At 74.5% G+C, this 17,783-nt stretch carries 14 protein-coding genes; 10 read left to right on the top strand and 4 right to left on the bottom strand.

Going from position 1 to position 17,783, the window contains the following annotated elements; translation table 11 throughout:
- Positions 1–17: 17 nt before the first annotated feature.
- The 7 genes from IE182_RS00695 (at position 18) to IE182_RS00665 (ending at position 6,494) form a co-directional block, all read left to right on the top strand.
- Positions 18–842, top strand: a complete 825-nt coding sequence (locus IE182_RS00695) for a hypothetical protein (RefSeq protein WP_190107597.1) — start codon at positions 18–20, stop codon at positions 840–842.
- Between the two features lie 30 nt (positions 843–872).
- Complete coding sequence (locus IE182_RS00690) at positions 873–1,628, top strand: bestrophin-like domain (protein ID WP_190107596.1); 756 nt, start codon at positions 873–875, stop codon at positions 1,626–1,628.
- A gap of 202 nt (positions 1,629–1,830) precedes the next feature.
- Positions 1,831–3,111: an ergothioneine biosynthesis glutamate--cysteine ligase EgtA gene (egtA, locus tag IE182_RS00685; RefSeq protein WP_229844484.1), complete on the top strand. Its 1,281-nt coding sequence runs from the start codon at positions 1,831–1,833 to the stop codon at positions 3,109–3,111.
- Positions 3,108–4,436, top strand: coding sequence for an ergothioneine biosynthesis protein EgtB (gene egtB, locus IE182_RS00680; RefSeq protein ID WP_190107594.1), 1,329 nt, complete (start codon positions 3,108–3,110; stop codon positions 4,434–4,436). Before egtA ends, egtB begins: the two co-directional genes overlap by 4 nt.
- Positions 4,436–5,239, top strand: a complete 804-nt coding sequence (egtC, locus tag IE182_RS00675; protein ID WP_190107593.1) for an ergothioneine biosynthesis protein EgtC — start codon at positions 4,436–4,438, stop codon at positions 5,237–5,239. The genes egtB and egtC overlap by 1 nt, the downstream gene beginning before the upstream one ends.
- Positions 5,236–6,210: an L-histidine N(alpha)-methyltransferase gene (egtD, locus tag IE182_RS00670; protein ID WP_190107592.1), complete on the top strand. Its 975-nt coding sequence runs from the start codon at positions 5,236–5,238 to the stop codon at positions 6,208–6,210. Before egtC ends, egtD begins: the two co-directional genes overlap by 4 nt.
- Positions 6,211–6,281: 71 nt before the next feature.
- Entirely contained in the window at positions 6,282–6,494 is a 213-nt protein-coding gene (locus tag IE182_RS00665; protein WP_190107591.1) for a dodecin, read from the top strand.
- A gap of 21 nt (positions 6,495–6,515) precedes the next feature.
- Here the strand turns inward: IE182_RS00665 and IE182_RS00660 are convergent, their stop codons facing one another.
- Together IE182_RS00660 and IE182_RS00655 are read right to left on the bottom strand one after the other, a co-directional pair.
- Positions 6,516–7,556 carry a phosphatidylinositol-specific phospholipase C domain-containing protein gene (locus IE182_RS00660; protein ID WP_190107590.1) on the bottom strand — a complete coding sequence of 347 codons (1,041 nt, stop codon included), beginning with the start codon at positions 7,554–7,556 and terminating at the stop codon, positions 6,516–6,518.
- A gap of 111 nt (positions 7,557–7,667) precedes the next feature.
- Positions 7,668–10,862 (bottom strand): bifunctional cytochrome P450/NADPH--P450 reductase, encoded by a 3,195-nt coding sequence (locus IE182_RS00655; RefSeq protein ID WP_190107589.1) that lies wholly within the window; start codon positions 10,860–10,862, stop codon positions 7,668–7,670.
- A gap of 123 nt (positions 10,863–10,985) precedes the next feature.
- Here IE182_RS00655 and IE182_RS00650 point away from each other — a divergent pair, with 123 nt between their 5' ends.
- On the top strand, positions 10,986–11,621 hold the full coding sequence (locus tag IE182_RS00650) for a PAS domain-containing protein (RefSeq protein ID WP_190107588.1): 636 nt from the start codon (positions 10,986–10,988) through the stop codon (positions 11,619–11,621).
- Here IE182_RS00650 and IE182_RS00645 read toward each other — a convergent pair.
- Both IE182_RS00645 and IE182_RS00640 read right to left on the bottom strand, forming a co-directional pair.
- Positions 11,600–12,313 (bottom strand): (2Fe-2S)-binding protein, encoded by a 714-nt coding sequence (locus tag IE182_RS00645; protein WP_190107587.1) that lies wholly within the window; start codon positions 12,311–12,313, stop codon positions 11,600–11,602. The genes IE182_RS00650 and IE182_RS00645 overlap by 22 nt on opposite strands.
- A gap of 143 nt (positions 12,314–12,456) precedes the next feature.
- Positions 12,457–13,638: a serine hydrolase domain-containing protein gene (locus IE182_RS00640; protein WP_190107586.1), complete on the bottom strand. Its 1,182-nt coding sequence runs from the start codon at positions 13,636–13,638 to the stop codon at positions 12,457–12,459.
- 223 nt (positions 13,639–13,861) lie between these two features.
- On the opposite strand from IE182_RS00640, the gene IE182_RS00635 reads away from it, so the two are divergent.
- Together IE182_RS00635 and IE182_RS00630 are read left to right on the top strand one after the other, a co-directional pair.
- The gene (locus tag IE182_RS00635; RefSeq protein WP_190107585.1) at positions 13,862–16,210 is read left to right on the top strand and encodes a GH92 family glycosyl hydrolase; all 2,349 of its coding nucleotides are present in this window, start codon (positions 13,862–13,864) and stop codon (positions 16,208–16,210) included.
- Between the two features lie 120 nt (positions 16,211–16,330).
- Complete coding sequence (locus tag IE182_RS00630; RefSeq protein WP_190107584.1) at positions 16,331–17,773, top strand: amino acid permease; 1,443 nt, start codon at positions 16,331–16,333, stop codon at positions 17,771–17,773.
- Positions 17,774–17,783 lie beyond the last annotated feature (10 nt).

The raw sequence follows: 17,783 nt of genomic DNA, 5'->3' as shown, positions 1-17,783 counted from the left end.
CAGGATGCGTGGCCTTCGTGGCCGTACTGGCGACGGCGGGCGCCGGGCCGGCCCCCGGTGACGAGCCCCTGGGCGGGCCGCCCGCCGCCACGCCCCGGCACACGGGGCCGCGCACCGCCCCGCCCGTCGGCCGGCCCTCGTCCGCGGCCCGGCAGAACGAGCGGGCGGCCGACCGGCCTGCGCAGGCCGGACAGCCCGCGCGTGCCCGGCAGCCCGCCGCCCGGCCGCGGTGTGCAGACGCACCCGCCGGCCGGCCCCCGCGCACGGCCTCGCAGGCCGGGCAGTCCGTTGCCCGGCCCCCGCGCACGGCCCCGCTCGCAGAGCCGGCGGCCGCGCCGCCCGTCATGTCCGCGCGGACGCACGCCGTGACCACCGACGGACCGGCCGGGGTCTTCGTGCGGACCGGGCCCGACGGCTGTCTGGTGGCCGTCGCGCACAACGGCGACGGCCTCGCCGAGGCCACCCTGTGCCCGCCTCCCCCGCCGCCGGCCCCCGCGCCACCACCGCCGGCCCCCGCGCCGCGGCAGCCGCCGCGCCCGCAGCCGGAGCCCGTGCCCGTGGCCCCCGCCCCGTCGCGCCCCGCGCCGCCCGTCCCGGTGGCCGCACTGCGGCGCGCACCCCAGCCGCCTCCCGCGCCCCTGCCGTCCCCGCCGCCGTCGCCCGCCCCGGCAGCACGGCACTCCCCCGCGTCGCACATCGCGCCCCGCGCGTACCACCAGAGCGTCGCCAGGCCGGCCCAGGCCGGTTCCTCGCTGGTCATGCTCACCCTGGTGCTCACCGCCCCGGCCGTGCTGGCCGCCGCCATGCTGCGCCCGCGCTCAGGCGGCGGGCGCAGCCGCTGACCCCGCTTCCGTCGCCCCTGGAGGTACCCCTTGTCCGAGTGGCTGGTGCTGGCCCTCGCCATGCTCGCCGCCTGCGCGGTCGTCCTGTCCATCACGGTGCTGAGGCAGCGCAGGATCAGCGATGACGACGACCCGTCCGAGACGCCCGACGTCATCGAGTACATGACGATGATGGTCGGCGTGGTGTACGCGATCGTCCTGGGCCTGGCCATCGCCGGCGTCTGGGAGGCGCGCAACGCGGCACAGGACACCGTCCGGGCGGAGGCGCAGGCCCTGCACGAGGTCACCGAGCGCGTCCAGGCGTACGCGCCGGCCGCCCGCGACCGCACCCGCGAGGACGTGAACGCCTACGTCACCCACGTGGTCAAGAAGGAATGGCCCGTCATGCTCGACCGGGGCGAGCTCACCGACAAGGGCACCCAGCTGCTGGCCAAGGTGCGCGCGGACCTCACGTCGTACGAGCCGCGCAACGACCACGAGGGCCAGTCGTACCAGCCGCTGCTGGACCAGGTCGGGGCGGCGGACGCGGCGCGCAACGCACGGGCGCAGGCCGCCGAGCCGACGATGCCGGGCGTGGTGTGGTTCGGCCTGATCGCAGGGGCGCTGGTGGCGGTCGGGCTGATCTTCACACTGCAGATCAGGCGCTCACCGCGCGAACTGATGCTGGCCGGGCTCTACAGCGCACTGATCGCCTTCCTCCTCTTCCTGATCTGGGACTTCAATTCGCCGTTCGGTCATGACGTGGCCGACGCGACGGGCATCTTCAGCGACCTGTTCGCCGTCTGAGACCCCCGGGCCGGACGGACCGCGTCCGCCGGGCCGGACGGGGCCGGCACGGCCTCCTCGCCTGGCGGGCCCGCCGTGGTCCCGCGACAATGAAGCCTCCCCCGGCGGGCCGCAGAATGACCGGTTCACGGCTCGTCCCCCCGCACGTCCGACTGCCATCCCCGTTTTGGGGGTACGGACCAACGGACGGGAGGTAGCAAGCGTGACCGACTGCTTTGCTGACAGGGAAGGCCTCACCAGGCCGGTCCGTGAATCGGAAGCCGACGCGTTCGTGCGCGGCATCTGTTTCAAGACCGGCCCGCCCCGCCTTCTCGGTGTGGAACTCGAATGGCTCGTCCATGATCTGCACGACCGGACCCGCCCCGTCGCCCCGCACCGGCTCACCGCCGCCGCGGACCGCGTGGGGGCGCTGCCGCTGCGGTCGTTGTTCACCGTGGAGCCCGGCGGCCAGCTGGAATTCAGCTCGCAGCCGGCGGAGTCGCTGACCGCCTGCGTGGAGGAGCTCACCGCCGACCTGGCCCTCGCCCGCGGAGCCCTCCGCGAGCTGGGCCTCACCCTGGCGGGCTACGGCAAGGAGCCGTGGTACGAGCCCCCTCGGGTGTGCAACAACGCCCGGTACAACGCGATGGAGGTCTACTACGACCGGATCAACGGCGCCGGGCGCAACGTCATGTGCCGCACGGCGTCCGTGCAGGTCTGCGTGGACGCGGGCTACGAGGAGCCCGGCCCGCTGGGGTACGTCCAGCGGTGGCGGCTCGCCCATCTGCTGGGGGCGGTGCTCTCGGCCTCGTTCGCCAATTCCCCCCTGCACCTGGGCGTCCCCAGCGGCTGGCGCTCCAGCCGGCAAGCCTGCTACGCGCGGATGGACCCGGGCCGCACCCTGGCCCCGGTGGGCGGGCGCGACCTGCGGGCGGCGTGGGCGGCGTACGCGCTGAACGCGAACGTGATGTTCGTCCGGTCCGACGAGGAGCCCTGGGCGGTGCAGCAGGGACTGGCCCTGCGCCAGTGGACCCGCACGGGCCTGCCCCGGCGGCCCACCGTCGACGACGTCGCCTACCACCTCACCACGTTGTTCCCGCCCATAAGGCCGCGCGGCCACCTGGAGCTGCGCATGATCGACGCGCAGTCCGGGGAGGACGGCTGGATCGTCCCGCTCGCGGTGACCGCCGCGCTGTTCGACGACCCGGCGGCGGCCGAGACCGCCTTCCGCGCGGTGAAGGCGCTGGCGGACTCGCCGAGCCGGCAGCCCCCGCCGCGCAACGCCCTGTGGCGCAGGGCGGCCCGGCACGGCCTGGCCGACCCGGAGCTGCACGCCGCCGCCGCGGCCTGCTTCGCCGCCGCCCGCGAAGCACTGCCCCGGCTCGGTGCGCAGACGAAGGTCCTCGACGCGGTGGACGAGTTCACCGCCCGCTACGTCGAGCGCGGCCGGTGCCCCGCCGACGACCTGCTCGACGAGGTGACCGGCAAGGGGGTCCGGGCATGACGGCCCCCGGGCAGGACCCCGCCGTCCTGCGCGCACGCGCCGCGAGCGCCCTGCTGGGCGCTCGCGAGCGCACGCGGCTGCTCACCGGCTGCGTGGACGAGCACGAGCTGACCGCCCAGCACTCCCCACTGATGTCGCCCCTGGTCTGGGACCTGGCGCACATCGGCAACCAGGAGGAGCTGTGGCTGCTGCGGGCGGTGGCCGGGCACACGGCGCTGCGCCCGGAGGTCGACTCCGTGTACGACGCCTTCGAGCACCCCCGTGCCGAGCGGCCCTCGCTGCCCCTGCTGGCGCCGAAGGAGGCGCACGGTTACGTCGACGAGGTGCGCGGCCGGGTGCTGGACGTGCTGGAGAGCACGCCGGTGGCGGGCGGCGGGCCCCTGGTGGAGGACAGCTTCGCCTTCGGCATGATCGCCCAGCACGAGCAGCAGCACGACGAGACCATGCTGATCACCCACCAGCTGCGCGGCGGTCCGGCGGCGCTCACCGCCCCCGAGCCGCCGCCCGCGCCGCCGGGGACGGCCCTGCTGCCGCAGGAGGTGCTGGTCGAGGGCGGCCCGTTCACCATGGGCACGTCCGCCGAGCCCTGGGCGCTGGACAACGAGCGGCCCGCCCACCCCCGCTTCGTGCCCTCGTACTTCCTCGACACGCTGCCGGTGAGCAACGGCGCGTACCTGCGGTTCATCGAGGACGGCGGTTACGCGGACCCGCGCTGGTGGCACCCGGCCGGCTGGGAGCAGGTGCGCCGCCACGGCCTGGCGGCCCCGTTGTTCTGGCGGCGCGAGGGCAGCGTCTGGGTGCGGCGCCGGTTCGGGGTCGTGGAGCCCGTGCCGGCGGACGAGCCGGTGCTGCACGTGAGCTGGTACGAGGCCGCTGCCTACGCGGCGTGGGCGGGGCGGCGCCTGCCCACCGAGGCGGAGTGGGAGAAGGCCGCCCGCCACGATCCGGTGTCCGGCCGTTCGACGCGCTACCCGTGGGGCGACGAGGACCCCACCCCCGCCCACGCCAACCTCGGCCAGCGGTACCTGCGCCCGGCGGCCGTCGGCGCCTACCCACGGGGGGCGTCGCCCCTGGGCGTGCGGCAGCTGATCGGGGACGTGTGGGAGTGGACGGCCAGCGACTTCCTGCCGTATCCGGGCTTCCGGGCCTTTCCCTACCGGGAGTATTCGGAGGTGTTCTTCGGCGACCGGTACAAGGTGCTGCGCGGCGGCTGTTTCGCCGTGGCCCCGGTGGCCTGCCGGGGGACGTTCCGCAACTGGGATCTGCCGGTCCGCCGGCAGATCTTCTCCGGTTTCCGTACGGCACGTGACGCGGAACCGGCCTGATGTGCCGCCACATCGCGGTGCTGGGGCCCGACGCCCCCCTGGGTGAGAGCCTCAGCGAGCCGCCGTACTCGCTGGTGCGCCAGTCCTGGGCCCCACGCCGCATGCGCAACGGCACGGTCAACGCGGACGGCTTCGGCGTCGGCTGGTACGCCCCCGGCGACCCGCTGCCCGCGCGCTACCGGCGGGCCGGGCCGATCTGGGGCGACGAGTCGTTCGCCGACATCGCCCGGGTCGTACGGGCCCCGGCGCTGCTGGCCGCGGTGCGGGACGCGACCTTCGCGGGCGCGGACGCCGAGGCGGCCGCCGCCCCCTTCGCCGGCGGCCCCTGGCTGTTCAGCCACAACGGGGCGCTGACCGGCTGGCCCGACTCGGCGGAGCCGCTGGTCGCGCTGCTGCCGCCGGGCGCGCTGCTGCGGCTGGCGGCGCGGTGCGACGCGGCGTTCGTCTGGGCGCTGGTCGAGCACCGTCTGCTGGGCGGCGACTCGCTGGGACGGGCGCTGGCCGACGTGGTGACGACGGTGGACCGGGCCGCGCCGGGTTCCCGGCTCAACCTGCTCCTCACCGACGGGGCGGCCGTCGCCGCGACCGCCTGGGGGGACTCGCTGTGGTACCTCACCGGCCCCGTCCCGGGCCGGACGGTGGTGGCGTCGGAGCCGTACGACGACGACCCGGGCTGGACGGAAGTCCCCGACCGCACCCTGCTCACCGCCGACCGCACCGGCGTCACCCTCTCCTCCTTGCTCCCCCACACCCCGCCCGCCTCGCATTCCCCGAGCCCTCCGCTCAAGGAGCCCGTTCTGTGAGCCCGTTCGTCCTCACCCGCACCCTCCCCCTCGATGCGACGGCCGCCGCCCTGCGGGCGGACGTGGCCGAAGGTCTGACCCGTTCCCCCAAGGAACTCCCCCCGAAGTGGTTCTACGACGCCCGCGGCAGTGAGCTGTTCGACGAGATCACGCTGCTGCCCGAGTACTACCCGACGCGCGCCGAGCGCGAGATCCTCATCGCCCGCGCCGACGACATCGCGGCGGCCACGCACGCCCGCACGCTGGTCGAGCTCGGCTCGGGCTCCTCGGACAAGACCCGCCACCTGCTCCGGGCCCTGCGGGAGCTGGAGTCCTACGTTCCGGTCGATGTGAGCGAGAGCGCGCTCTCCGGTGCCGCCGCCACGCTGCTGGCGGAGCATCCGGCGCTGACCGTGCACGCCCTCGTCGCCGACTTCCAGTACGGGCTGGCGCTGCCCGACGTCCCCGGCCCGCGCATCGTCGCCTTCCTCGGCGGCACGATCGGCAACCTGCTGCCGCCCGAACGGGCCACGTTCCTCGCCGGCCTGCGCTCCGGGCTCGCCCCGGGCGACGCGCTGCTGCTGGGCACCGACCTGGTCAAGGACGAGCACGTGCTCGTCCCGGCCTACGACGACGCGCAAGGGGTCACGGCCGCCTTCAACAAGAACGTCCTGACCGTCATCAACCGCGAGCTGGGCGGCGACTTCGACCCCGGGGACTTCGACCACGTCGCCCTCTGGGACGCCCGGCGGGAATGGATCGAGATGCGGCTGCGCGCCCGCGTCCCGGTGGTGGCGAAGATCCAGGCGCTGGACCTGGCCGTGCACTTCGAGCGGGGCGAGGACCTGCGGACCGAGGTCTCCGCGAAGTTCCGCCGGGAGGGCGTCCGCCGCGAGCTCGCGGCGGCCGGGCTGGACCTCACCCACTGGTGGACCGACACCGGGGGCCGCTTCGCCCTGTCCCTGTCGGTGCCGGCCCCGAAGGCCCCGTAGCGGACGGACGCGCCTCCACCCGATGGCCCACCCGCTTCGCGCGTTCGCGGCGGCTGGGGCACGGTGGGGCCATGGCCAACCACACGTACCGGGTGACCGAGATCGTCGGCTCCTCGCAGGACAGCGTGGACGCGGCGATCCGCAACGGGATCAGCCGCGCCGCGCAGACCCTCCGGGAGCTGGACTGGTTCGAGGTGACCCAGATCCGCGGGCACCTCGAAGACGGTGCGATCGCCCATTACCAGGTCGGGCTCAAGGTGGGCTTCCGGCTGGAGGACACCTGAGGGCGTCGCCCGCCCGGGGCGTCAGCCGCGCGGGGCGACCGCCGACAGCACCTGCGGCAGCGGGTACCAGTCGGCCGTGACGAAGCTCGCGTGGGCCCGGGCCAGGAGCGAGAGGCGTTCGCGGGCCTGGGTCTCCGTGGGGCGGGTGATGTCGATGGCCGGCGGCACCTTGTGGGCGTCCGTCATCACGAGCAGGTAGTGGCGGCTGTCGTACCAGGCGGTGTCGATGCCGCCCCGGGTGTACGCGGTGGCGTCGCCGTCGAAGACGACGAACCACGGGCGGATCGTGGTGTCGGCGTAGCGGGTGCGCGGGTCGCCCGCCGTCGCGCCGTGGACGGCGGGGAAGGCGCCGGCCCGGGCCAGGCGGCCGGAGGCGGCAAGGTCGCGCAGGTGGGTGGCGTACTCCCGGTCGGTCCAGAGCCTGTCGGCGGGGTTGCCCTCCTCGACCGTGCCGGGGATGAGCTCGACGATGAACTTGCCCGCCAGCGCCGAGCGGCCGGGCCAGCCGTCCGCCCGTACGGCCTCGTCCAGGGTGGCGTGCGAGCCCATCAGGTCGGCGGGGCGGTAGAGGGCGTCGCCGAGGGTGGCGGTGAGCAGGTCGTCGAGCGCGGCGGGGCCGCGGCCGCTGTTGGCGTTGAAGCCGTCCTTCATCTCGACCTTGAGCAGGACCGGGCGGTGGCCGGGGTGGGCGTCGTGCCAGGCGCGGATGTCGGCGAGGCAGCCGGAGAGCGGCTGGTTGCGGGACTTGGTGCGCAGCTCGGCCGGTGACGCAGCGCCCTCGCAGTTGTTGTCGTTGCGCACCGGGTTGGCGTGGGAGACGCGGAAGGCCCGGCCGCCGAAGCCGTTGGACCACACGTCGAGTTCCAGCAGGCCGGCGCCGGAGTCCAGGGCGTCGGCGAAGTAGGGGTACTTGGCCTGTTCGTAGGCGTTGTGCACCCCTACCGCCGTCGTCGTGCCGTACGAGGCGGCGCCGGGCGCCGCCGCTCCGGCCGGCGCCGCCGGTACGGCCAGTGCGGCCGCCGCTGCGGCCGCGGTCACTGCGGTACGTATGGCCGTGCGCATGGCCCCCACCACTCTCATTCCGTGCGCCGTCGTCACCGTCCTGGTCAGGGACGGGCGATATGAACGAGGAGCAGGGTACGTGAGTTGACACAGTGGCAGGGAGCCAGGGGGTCAGCCGGCCGCGTAGACGTCCTCGACGTAGCGGCCCGCGTCGGTCAGTCCGCGCAGCCAGGCGTCGGCGGCCCGGGCGTCGGCGCCCGTCCGGCGGGCGTACAGGTCGCGCAGGGCGGCCCGTACGCCCGGGGCCATGCGAGCGCCGTCGCCGCAGACGTACACCCGGGCCCCGGACTCCAGCAGGGACCAGATCTCGTCGCCCTCGGCGGCCAGCCGGTGCTGGACGAACGGGCCGCCGCCGGCCTCGGGGCGGGCGCTGAAGGCGGGGCGCAGGCTGACGGCGCCCGCGTCCTGGGCGGCCCGCAGTTCGCCGGCGTGCAGGAAGTCGGCGTCGGGGTCGTCGCAGCCGAAGTAGAGCAGGGCGGGGGCCACCGGGGTGCCGGCGGCGGCGAGGGCGACGCGGTCGGCGACGGCGCCCCGGAAGGGGGCGAGCCCGGTGCCGGCGGCGATCATCACGACAGGGGTGCGGTCGTGGCCGGTGATGCGGAACGCCTCGCGGCACGGCTGGACGCGGGCCAGGACGGTGTCGCCGGGGCGGAGTCCGGCGAGGTGTCCGGAGCCGGTGCCCCGGAAGTCGCCCCGGCCGGAGCGTGCGGGCGCCTCCAGCAGGGAGACCATCAGGTCGGCGTGCCGGGGATCGCGGGCCGGGGAGGAGGAGATGGAGTAGTGCCGCGGCCGCATCGGGGGCAGCAGCTCCGGCAGGGCGGCCGCGCCGAGGGCGCCGCGCAGCGCCGGGTGGTCCTCGATCAGGTCCAGGAGGGTGCGCGGGTCGTCGGGGCGTACGGCCCGCAGGGCGACCTGCTCGGGCGGGCAGGGGTTGCGGTCGGCGAGGGCGGCCAGCTGCCGCGGGGTGGGGCGCTGCTGCAGTTCCAGGTGGTGGGAGAGGAGTTCACCGGCGGTCAGGGGCCGGTCGACGGGGAGGCTGTCGCGGCCGGGGCGGCGCGGGTGGACGGCCAGGACCGTGGCGGGGTCGACGCCGAAGAGGTCGGCGGCCCGGGCGACGAGGCGGGGGTCGTTGGCGGGCAGGACGGTGAGGTGGTCGGCGGTGCGGTAGGTGACGCCGTCGGGGAGGGCCAGGCGCAGGAACTGCTTGGTGCGCGGGTGGCCGGGCGCGGTGAGTGCGCGGGAGTCGGTGACGGTCATCGGCTGCATGGCGTGGCGGGCGGCCAGCGCCGCGAGGGGGCCGCCGGTCACTTCGGTGACGGTGTACGCGGGGCCCTCGTCCGGCGCTGCGGGGGCGCCGGCGCTCGCCGGGTCGCCGTAGCGCTCCAGCAGCGTCCGCATGAGGGCGCGGGTGAACTCCTCCACGGTGCCGTTCAGGTCGCCGGACGCGTCGGCCGCGGCGCGGGGCAGCAGGCGGCTGCCGCCGAGGGCTGCGAGGCGTTCGTCGAGGAGGGTGGGGACGCGCTGGTAGGTGGCGGCCCAGTTGCGGTCGCCGACGCCGAGGACGGCGTAGGGCACCGCGTCGGCCGCTCCCGGCGCGGCCTCGTGTTCGGCCCACTGCGTGAAGCGGGCGGCGTCGTCGGTGGGGCGGCCGTTGTAGGAGGCGGCGACGATCACCACGGGCGTCTCGCGCGGCAGGGCGCCGGTGTGGTCGTCCAGCGCGGCGACGGCGGTGTCGAAGCCGAGCCGGGCGGCGTCGTCGGCGAGGGTGCGGGCCAGCTCGCGGCAGGTGCCGTAGGCCGAGCCGTGGAGGACCAGCAGTCCGGTGCCCTGCCGGGCGCGCGTGGGCCGGGCGGGGTCGTCGCCGGCCGCCGGCCGTACGGGCGCGGCCGCGCCGCCGGGCAGGGCACCGCGCCGTGCGGTGCGGTCGGCGGAGGTGCGGCGCGCGAGGGTGAGCGTGAAGCCGTCGGGCTTGAGGGTGAGGGTCTCCTTGATGCGCAGCCGGTAGTCGGCGTGGTCGATGAGCCGGTAGCGGTGGACCAGCAGGCCCAGCAGCATGGTGGCCTCGTGCAGGGCGAACTGCCGGCCGATGCAGGCGCGTTCTCCGGTGCCGAACGGCTTGTAGGCGTGCGGCGAGCGTGCCGCCTCGGCCTCGGGCGCGAAGCGCGTGGGGTCGAAGAGTTCGGGGTTGTCGCCCCAGGCCGGGTCGCGGTGCAGCATCGGGGTGAGGATGGTGACGCCCTCGCCGGCCCGCAGCCGGTAGCGGCCGCCGAGGAGGGTGTCCTCGCGGGGCTCGCGGGTGAAGGCCGCCGCCGTGGGCCACAGCCGCAGCGCCTCGTTGAGCACCTGGCGGATCCAGCGCAGCCGGCCGATGTCCTCGAAGGTGGGCTCGGGGTCGGGGTCGTCGCCCCACAGCTCGTCGGTCTCGCGCTGGGCCAGGCGCAGCGCGACGGGGTCCTTGAGCAGGTGGTGGAGGGCGAAGGACAGGGCGCCGGAGGTGGTCTCGTGGCCGGCGATGAGGAAGGTGATGACCTGGTTGCGGATGTTGGCCGGGTCGAGGGTGGTGCCGTCGGCGGGGTGGGGGGCGCCGAGCATGAGGCCGAGGAGGTCGTCGGTGCGGGTGTCGCCGGAGGCGGTGCGGGCGCTGATGACGTCGTCGACGACGGTGGCGAGGAAGGCGGCGTCGGCGCGGAACGCCTCGTCCTCGGCGGTGTGGTCGCCGTCGGGGTCCCGGCCGAGCTTGTTCATGCTCCAGTCCAGGCAGCGCACCATGGCGCCGACGAAGGGGTGCGGTTCGTCGCCGCGCGCGAAGGAACCGAAGTCGTAGCCGAAGCCGGCGAGTCCGATGGTGTCCAGGGTCATGCGCGTCATGTCCTCGGGGACGTCGACGGGTGTGCCGGAGGCGAGGCGGGCGTCCCAGGCGTCGGTGAGGCGGCGGGCGACGGTGAGCATGGCGGGGTGGTAGGCGCGCATCGAGCCGAGGGCGAAGGCGGGCATCAGGACGTCGTGCGCCTTGGCCCAGTTGGGCTCGTGGTTGTAGGCGGTGAAGAGGCCGTCGGCGGTGAACTCGCGGACGTTCTCCAGGGCCGGGCCGACGTGCTTGGTGAAGCGTTCCTCGTCGGCGAGCTCGGTGACCAGGTCCAGGGAGGTGACGAAGAGCCGGTCGGTGCCGTGCAGACGGCGCCGGAAGACGGGTCCGTGCCGGCGGGCCAGGCGCATGGCCTGCTGGAGGGGGGTGCTGGTCGCCCCGACGGCGGAGATGTCGACGAGCGGGACGGCGGTGGTGGGGGCCTCGGTGGCGTGGGTCATGTCTTCAGCGTGGCCGCCCCGGTCCGGGCCGCCGGGCGCGGCAACTGCATGATTGTGCAGTGGTCCGCGGCGCGTCGCTCTTGCGCGCGGGCGCGGACGGGTCCGAACGGGGGGTGCACGGCGGTGGGCAGCGAGGAGTACGTCGCGTGGCGCAATCACTTCATCGCCCTGCTGGACCGGCTGCCGATACCGATCGCCATCTGCCAGGCGAACGGCGAGGTGGCCGTGGTCAATCCGGCGATGGCCGCCGAGTGGGGCCTGGCCCCGGGGCAGGTGCGCGGCCGCAATCTGCTGGACCTGTTCCGGCCGCTGGCCGCCGCGCAGATCGAGCGGCTGACCGAGGCGCTGCGGCTGGGGCACCGTTCGCGCTACACGATCGACGTCCGCTGGGCGGCGGGCGAGGCGTCCGGCCGCGAGGGCGAGCTGCTGGTGGACACGGTCGGTGAACCGACGCGGACGTATCCGATGCTGCTGGCGGTGCTGCGGGTGCGCGAGCGGGCCGAGGAGACGCCTGCGGTCGAGGTCGGCGAGGTGGAGGGGCGGATCCTCGCGCTGGCGGCGTCCGGGGCCACGACGACGGCCATCGGCAAGGCGGTCGGGCTGACGGTGGACGGCGTCAACTACCACCTGAGCCGGCTGTCCCGGCGGTGGCGGGTGTCGAACCGTACGGCGCTGGTGGCGAAGGCGTACGTGCTCGGGGTGCTGGAGCCGGGGCGGTGGCCGCCCGTGCCGGCCGGTCAGCGGGCGCGGGGCGGGTGACGCAGCACGCAGTCGCCGCAGGTGCCGCCGCCGGGCACGCGGTAGTACAGGCAGCAGGTGCGGCGCGCGAAGGACGGGCCGCCGGGCGTGCGGTGCAGCGTGCCGGTGCCGCGCAGCAGCGGCTCCTCGAACAGGGCGCGGACGAGGGCCAGGGCGCGGCCGGCGTCCTGCGGCCGCTGCTGGTGCCGGCACCAGGTGTGCAGGACGCGCAGGGAGCCGGCGAGGGCCGAGCCGGCGTTGCCCCACAGCAGTTGCCCGGAGACCGGGGTCAGGGTGCGGGTGGCGTGGTGCAGGGGGACGAGCAGGCCGTGCAGGACGCCGGCGGCGAGCTGCGCCGCCTGCGCCGCCGGGTCCGTGGCCGGCGGCAGCGCGGTGGGGGCGGTCAGCAGGAGGTCGTCGGGGGCGGTGCGGTCCGGGTGCCAGCGCAGGTTCCCGGCGGCGAGGTCGGGGACCTGCCCGTTCAGCACGGCCGAACCGAGCGCGACGGACCACAGCCGCCCGGCGATGCCCTGGAAGGCGATGGACGCGGCCACCCGCCGGTCCGTCGTCCCCAGCCGGCCGGTGACGGTCTCCACGCGCAGCCGCAGGGCCTCGTCGCCGAGCGGCAGGTAGCCGCCGCCTTCGCCCTCGGGGGCGTCGCCGGTGCGCAGGGCGAAGAAGGGCCCCACGTCGGCGAGTTCGGTGAGGCGCATGGGACGGCCCGTTCCTCCGGTCGTGCGGTTGTCGTAGGCGCTGCGGTCCGTCGGCCGGACGCTCCAGTATGCCTGGTCGTCGCCGGTGAACCCGGCTGTGCGGGGGACGGGGAAGGCGCCGAAGGGAGGAATGCCGAGGCGTCTCAGCAGAATTCGGCGAGCAGGACGTTGCCCGCCGCCGCGGTGTCGGCGAGCCAGTCGCCGTTGAAGTGGACGACCAGCCGGTGCCGGCCGTCGCGGGTCGCGTAGGCGATGCTCTGCGTGCCGTAGAAGAGGCCGTCGTGGCCCCACACCTCGGCCCCGCACGGGAGCCGGTAGCGGAACAGGCCGAGTCCGGCAGCGCTGTCGGGGTCGTCGCCCTGGGGGACGGTGGTCGTCATCTCCCTCATCTGGGCCGGCGGGAGCAGCCCACCGCCGAGCAGCACGGCGAGGAAGCGGTCGAGGTCGGCGGTGGTGGAGATCATGTCGCCGACGGCCCAGAGCAGGGAGGGGTTGAACTCGGTGACGTCGTGCGTCGTTCCGGGGTCGTCGTGGAAGCGGGTGTACTCCCGCCCGCTGGGCCGGGGGATCCTCCGGTCGGTGCCGGGCAGGGTGGTGGAGTGCAGGCCGAGGGGCTCGGTGATCCGGCGCCTGAGCTCGGTGCCGTAGGGGCGGCCGGTCGTCCGCTCGACGATCAGGGCGGCGAGGGTGTACTCGGTGTTGGAGTAGTCATAGCCGGTGCCCGGCGGGAAGTTGGGCGCGTGGGTCATGGCGAGCGCCACGAGCTCGGCGGGGGTCCACGTGTCGTCGCGGTGGGCGAGGAACGCCTTGCCGTACACCTTCGCGCGGAGGGTGGGGTCGTCGAGGTAGTTGAAGATGCCGCTCGTGTGGTCCAGGAGCTGGCGGATGGTGATCTTCCGGCCGTCGTGGCCGTGTCCGCGCACCACCCCGGGCAGCCGGGACTCGACCGTGTCGTCCACGCTCAGCCTGCCCTCCGCCTCCAGCTGCAGCACGACCGTCGCCACGAACGTCTTGGCGATGCTGCCGGTCCGGAAGTGGTCCCGGGGCAGGAAGGGCCGTCGCGTGGTGAGGTCGGAGACGCCGGCCGAGCCCCGCCAGGCGCCGCGCCCGTCGTGGGCCCGGCCCAGCACTCCGGGCACGCCGTCCCGGACGGCGGCCTCCATGGCGGCCAGGGTGCGCTCGTGGCCCCCGCCGCCCCGGGCTCCCGGGCCGGAGGCCGCGGCCGCGGTGACGGCCGCGACGAGCACGGCCAGGAGGGTGCGCAGCCTGCGCCGGCCACGCCCACGTCCCGCCGGCCGTGCCCGCTCCCCCACGGCATCCGCCATCGCTCCGCCCCCCGTGCGCACGACGTCCCCCTTGCCCAGGCCCCACTCCCCCCGTGCGGCCGGGGCGAAACGCACCGGCCCGGCCACTCACCCGAGTAGGTGAACTGACGTTCCGTCGGGGTGTCCTGAAGACCACGCCCACGATCCGTCGCATCCTTGACTCACCGTCACCCCGGGCGCACCGTCGGCGCTGACATCGATGCCGCTTCGAGGGGCGTGGTCTATGAGACGGGCCGTACACCCACTGCTGCGCCGCGCGGGCGCGGGCGTGCTCGCCCTCGTGGCGGTTCTGGGCTCCACGGCGCTCGCGCCCCCGAGGACGGACGGGGCGGACGGCGAGGAGCTCACCTCCCTCGTCAACCCCTTCATCGGCACGCAGAACGAGGGCAACACCTTCCCCGGCGCCGCCGTGCCGTTCGGCATGGTGCAGCTCTCCCCGGACACCGGGCACAACACCGGCTACGACTACAAGGACCACCACATCCGCGGCTTCAGCACCGTGCACCTCTCCGGTGTCGGCTGCCGCATCGGCGGCGACCTGCCCGTGCTGCCGACCACCGGCGACGTCGTGCAGACGGACAACGCCCGGTACGCCGCGGAGTTCAGCCATGCTGACGAGCGGGCCCGTCCCGGCTACTACCGGGTCCGCCTCGCCTCCTACGGCGGCATCACCGCGGAGCTGACCGCGACCGCCCGTACGGGCCGGCAGCGCTACACCTTCCCCGCCACGCAGAAGGCCAACGTGCTCTTCAACGCGGGCCAGTCGCTGCACAAGACGGTCTCCACCAGCATCGAGGTCGTCGACAGCCGTACGGTGCGCTCCACCATCACCGGCCGGGGCTTCTGCCAGGACACCCGCCCGTACACGCTGCACACCCTCACCCGCTTCGACCGGCCCTTCACCGGCCACGGCACGTGGAACGGCGACGGGCTCTCCGAGGGCTCGCGGGCCTCCAGCTCGCGGACCGGCAACGGCGCCTGGGTCCGCTTCGACACCACCCGCGACCGGGACGTCGAGGCGACCACCGCCATCAGCTACGTCGACGCGGCGGGCGCGGAGCGCAACCTGCGGGCCGAGGAGGCCGGCTTCGACCGCACGGCCCTGGCGGCGCAGGACGCCTGGGAGCGGCGGCTGGGCGACGTGCGGGTCCGAGGCGGCGCACCGGCCCTCCGCCGGACCTTCTACTCCTCGCTCTACCGTTCCTTCCTCGCCCCCAACGTCGGCAGCGACGTCGACGGCCGCTACACGGGCTGGGACCAGCGCGTGCACCGGGCGGACGGCTTCACCTACTACCAGAACTGGTCCCTGTGGGACACCTACCGCACCCAGGCGCAGCTGCTGGCCCTGCTGGCGCCGCGGGAGTCGAGGGACATGGCGCTGTCGGTGCTGCGGATCGACGCCGAGGGGGGCTGGCTGCCCAAGTGGGGTTACGGGACGGTCGAGACGAACATCATGACCGGTGACCCGGTGACGCCGTTCCTGACCAACGCCTTCCACCACGGCCTGCTCGCGGGGCACGAGGAGGAGGCGTACCGGGCGTTGCGGAAGAACGCGGACGGGGTGCCGCCGGCGGGCTCGCCGTACGTGGGGCGCGAGGGCAACGCCGAGTACGTGCGGAGCGGTTACGTCCCGCTGCTGCCCGACCGGACCCGGCACAAGCCCGGCGACTCCGACTACCACGAGGGCGCCTCGGCCACCCTGGAGTACGCGCTGGCCGACGGGGTGCTCGCCCGGATGGCCCGGGACCTGGGCCACCGCGCGGACGCCGAGCGCTATGCCGGCCGGTCCCGCAACTACCGCAGGCTCTTCGACCCGGCGACCGGCTTCTTCCGGCCGCGGGACGCCGGCGGGGCGTTCGCCGGGTCCGCGGACCCGGCGAAGAGCCCGGGCTTCCACGAGGGCACGGCCTGGCAGTACCAGTGGCTGGTGCCGCAGGACCTGCCGGGCCTGATCGGGCTGCTGGGCGGCAGGGAGGCGACGGAGCGGCGGCTGGACTCCTTCTTCGCCTACGACCGGCTGCTCGCCGACCCGGCGCGGACCGCACGCCAGGTGTGGGTCAACGGCCCGTACGACTACTACAACGCCGACAAGTACAACCCGCAGAACGAGCCGGACCTCATCGCCCCGTACACCTACCTCTCGACGGGCAAGCCGTGGAAGACCACGGACGTGGTGCACGCGGCGCTCACCCTCTTCACCGACTCCCCGACCGGCATGACGGGCAACGACGACCTGGGGACGATGTCGGCGTGGATGGTGCTCTCCGCCATCGGCGTGTACCCGGTGCAGCCGGGCGCGGACGTGTGGGGGCTGAGCACCCCGGTCTTCGACCGGGTGGACCTGCGGCTGGACCGCCGCTGGTACCCGCGGGGCCGGTTCACGGTGAGCGCGCCGGGCACCTCGGACCGGGACCGGTACGTGCGGTCGGTGCGGCTCGACGGGGCCGCGCACGAGCGCACGTACCTGACGACGGAGGCGATCCGCGAGGGCGAGCGGCTGGAGTTCACGGTCGGGCCGGAGCCGTCCGGGTGGGGGACGGGTGCGCGGTCCGTCCCCCCTGCCATCGGCTGATACGCGCCCGGGGTGCGGGGCGGCGCCTTCCGTCGCCGCCCCGGCTCCGCCATGATGGCCGCGATTCGCGGCTTATGTGTCCAGGGGCGAGCCGCCTCGGGGCCGACGGGAGGACAGGCCATGGCAGAGCTCGGGACGGGCCGGGGGGTATGGCGCCGCAAACCGATCGAGACGATCGAGGAGGCGGAGGAGACCGAGGCGCACGGCGAGCACCTGACCCGCACCCTCGGCCTGTGGCAGCTGACGGCCATCGGCGTCGGCGGCATCATCGGCGCGGGCATCTTCAGCCTCGCGGGCACCATCGCCAACGGCGTGGCGGGCCCGGCGGTGCTGGTGTCCTTCCTCATCGCGGGCGTGGCGAGTGCGGCGGCGGCCTTCTCGTACGCGGAGTTCGCGGGCCTCATCCCGCGGGCCGGTTCCGCTTACACGTACGGCTACGCGGTGCTCGGCGAGATCGGCGGCTGGTTCATCGGCTGGGACCTGCTGCTGGAGTACACGGCGATCGTGGCGGTCGTGGCCATCGGCATCTCGGGGTACATCAACTTCCTGCTCGGGGAGACGCACGCCCAGCTGCCCGACTGGATGCTGGGGGCGCCCGGGACGGGCGACGGGCACCGGGTGGACCTCTTCGCGGCGCTGCTGTGCCTGCTGATCGCCTGGCTGCTGACCATGGGCATCAAGAACGCGGCCCGGTTCGAAACGATCGTCGTGGGGCTGAAGATCCTGGTGGTCCTGCTGGTGGTCGTCGTGGGGTTCTTCCACATCGACACCGCCAACTACCACCCCTTCTTCCCCTTCGGGCTCAGCGGCGCCTTCACGGGGGCGGCGACGGTCTTCTTCGCGGTGTTCGGCTACGACGCGATGTCGACGGCGGCCGAGGAGTCCAAGGACGCGCAGCGGCACATGCCCCGCGCGATCATGTACTCCCTCGCCATCTCGATGGTCCTCTACGTCCTGGCCTGCCTGGTGCTGACGGGCATGCAGCACTACACGGAGATCGACAAGGAGAGCGGCTTCTCGACCGCCTTCAAGTCCGTGGGGCTGAGCGGCATCGCCGACGTCATCGCGGTCGGCGCGATCATCGGCATCCTCACGGTGATGTTCACCTTCATGCTCGGCGTGACCCGCGTGTGGTTCGCGATGAGCCGCGACGGGCTGTTGCCGAAGTGGTTCGCCCACACGCATCCGACGCGGCACGTGCCGACCCGGGTCACGTGGATCGTCGGCGTGGCCTCCGCGCTCATCGCGGGCTTCGTGCCGATCGGCGAGGCGGCGGAGCTGACCAACATCGGCATCCTGCTGGCCTTCGCCGTGGTGTGCACCGCCGTGATCGTGCTGCGCTACCGGCAGCCGGAGCTGCCGCGCTCGTTCCGCTGCCCGGGCATGCCGGTCGTCCCCGCCATCGGGGTCGCCGCGTCCATCTGGCTCATCACCTACCTGGCGTGGCAGACGTGGGTGCGGTTCGCGGTGTGGTTCGCGATCGGGCTGGTCGTGTACTTCGCCTACTCCTACAAGCACTCGGAGCTCTCCCACGCGGACGCCCGGGGCATTCCGCGGGACTAGGACGCCGGCT

Source organism: Streptomyces cinnamoneus (genome assembly GCF_014650495.1).
GTDB classification, from domain to species: domain Bacteria; phylum Actinomycetota; class Actinomycetes; order Streptomycetales; family Streptomycetaceae; genus Streptomyces; species Streptomyces cinnamoneus.
Note: the sequence above shows the minus strand (reverse complement) of the source record. Positions and strands in the feature narration are given on the sequence as shown.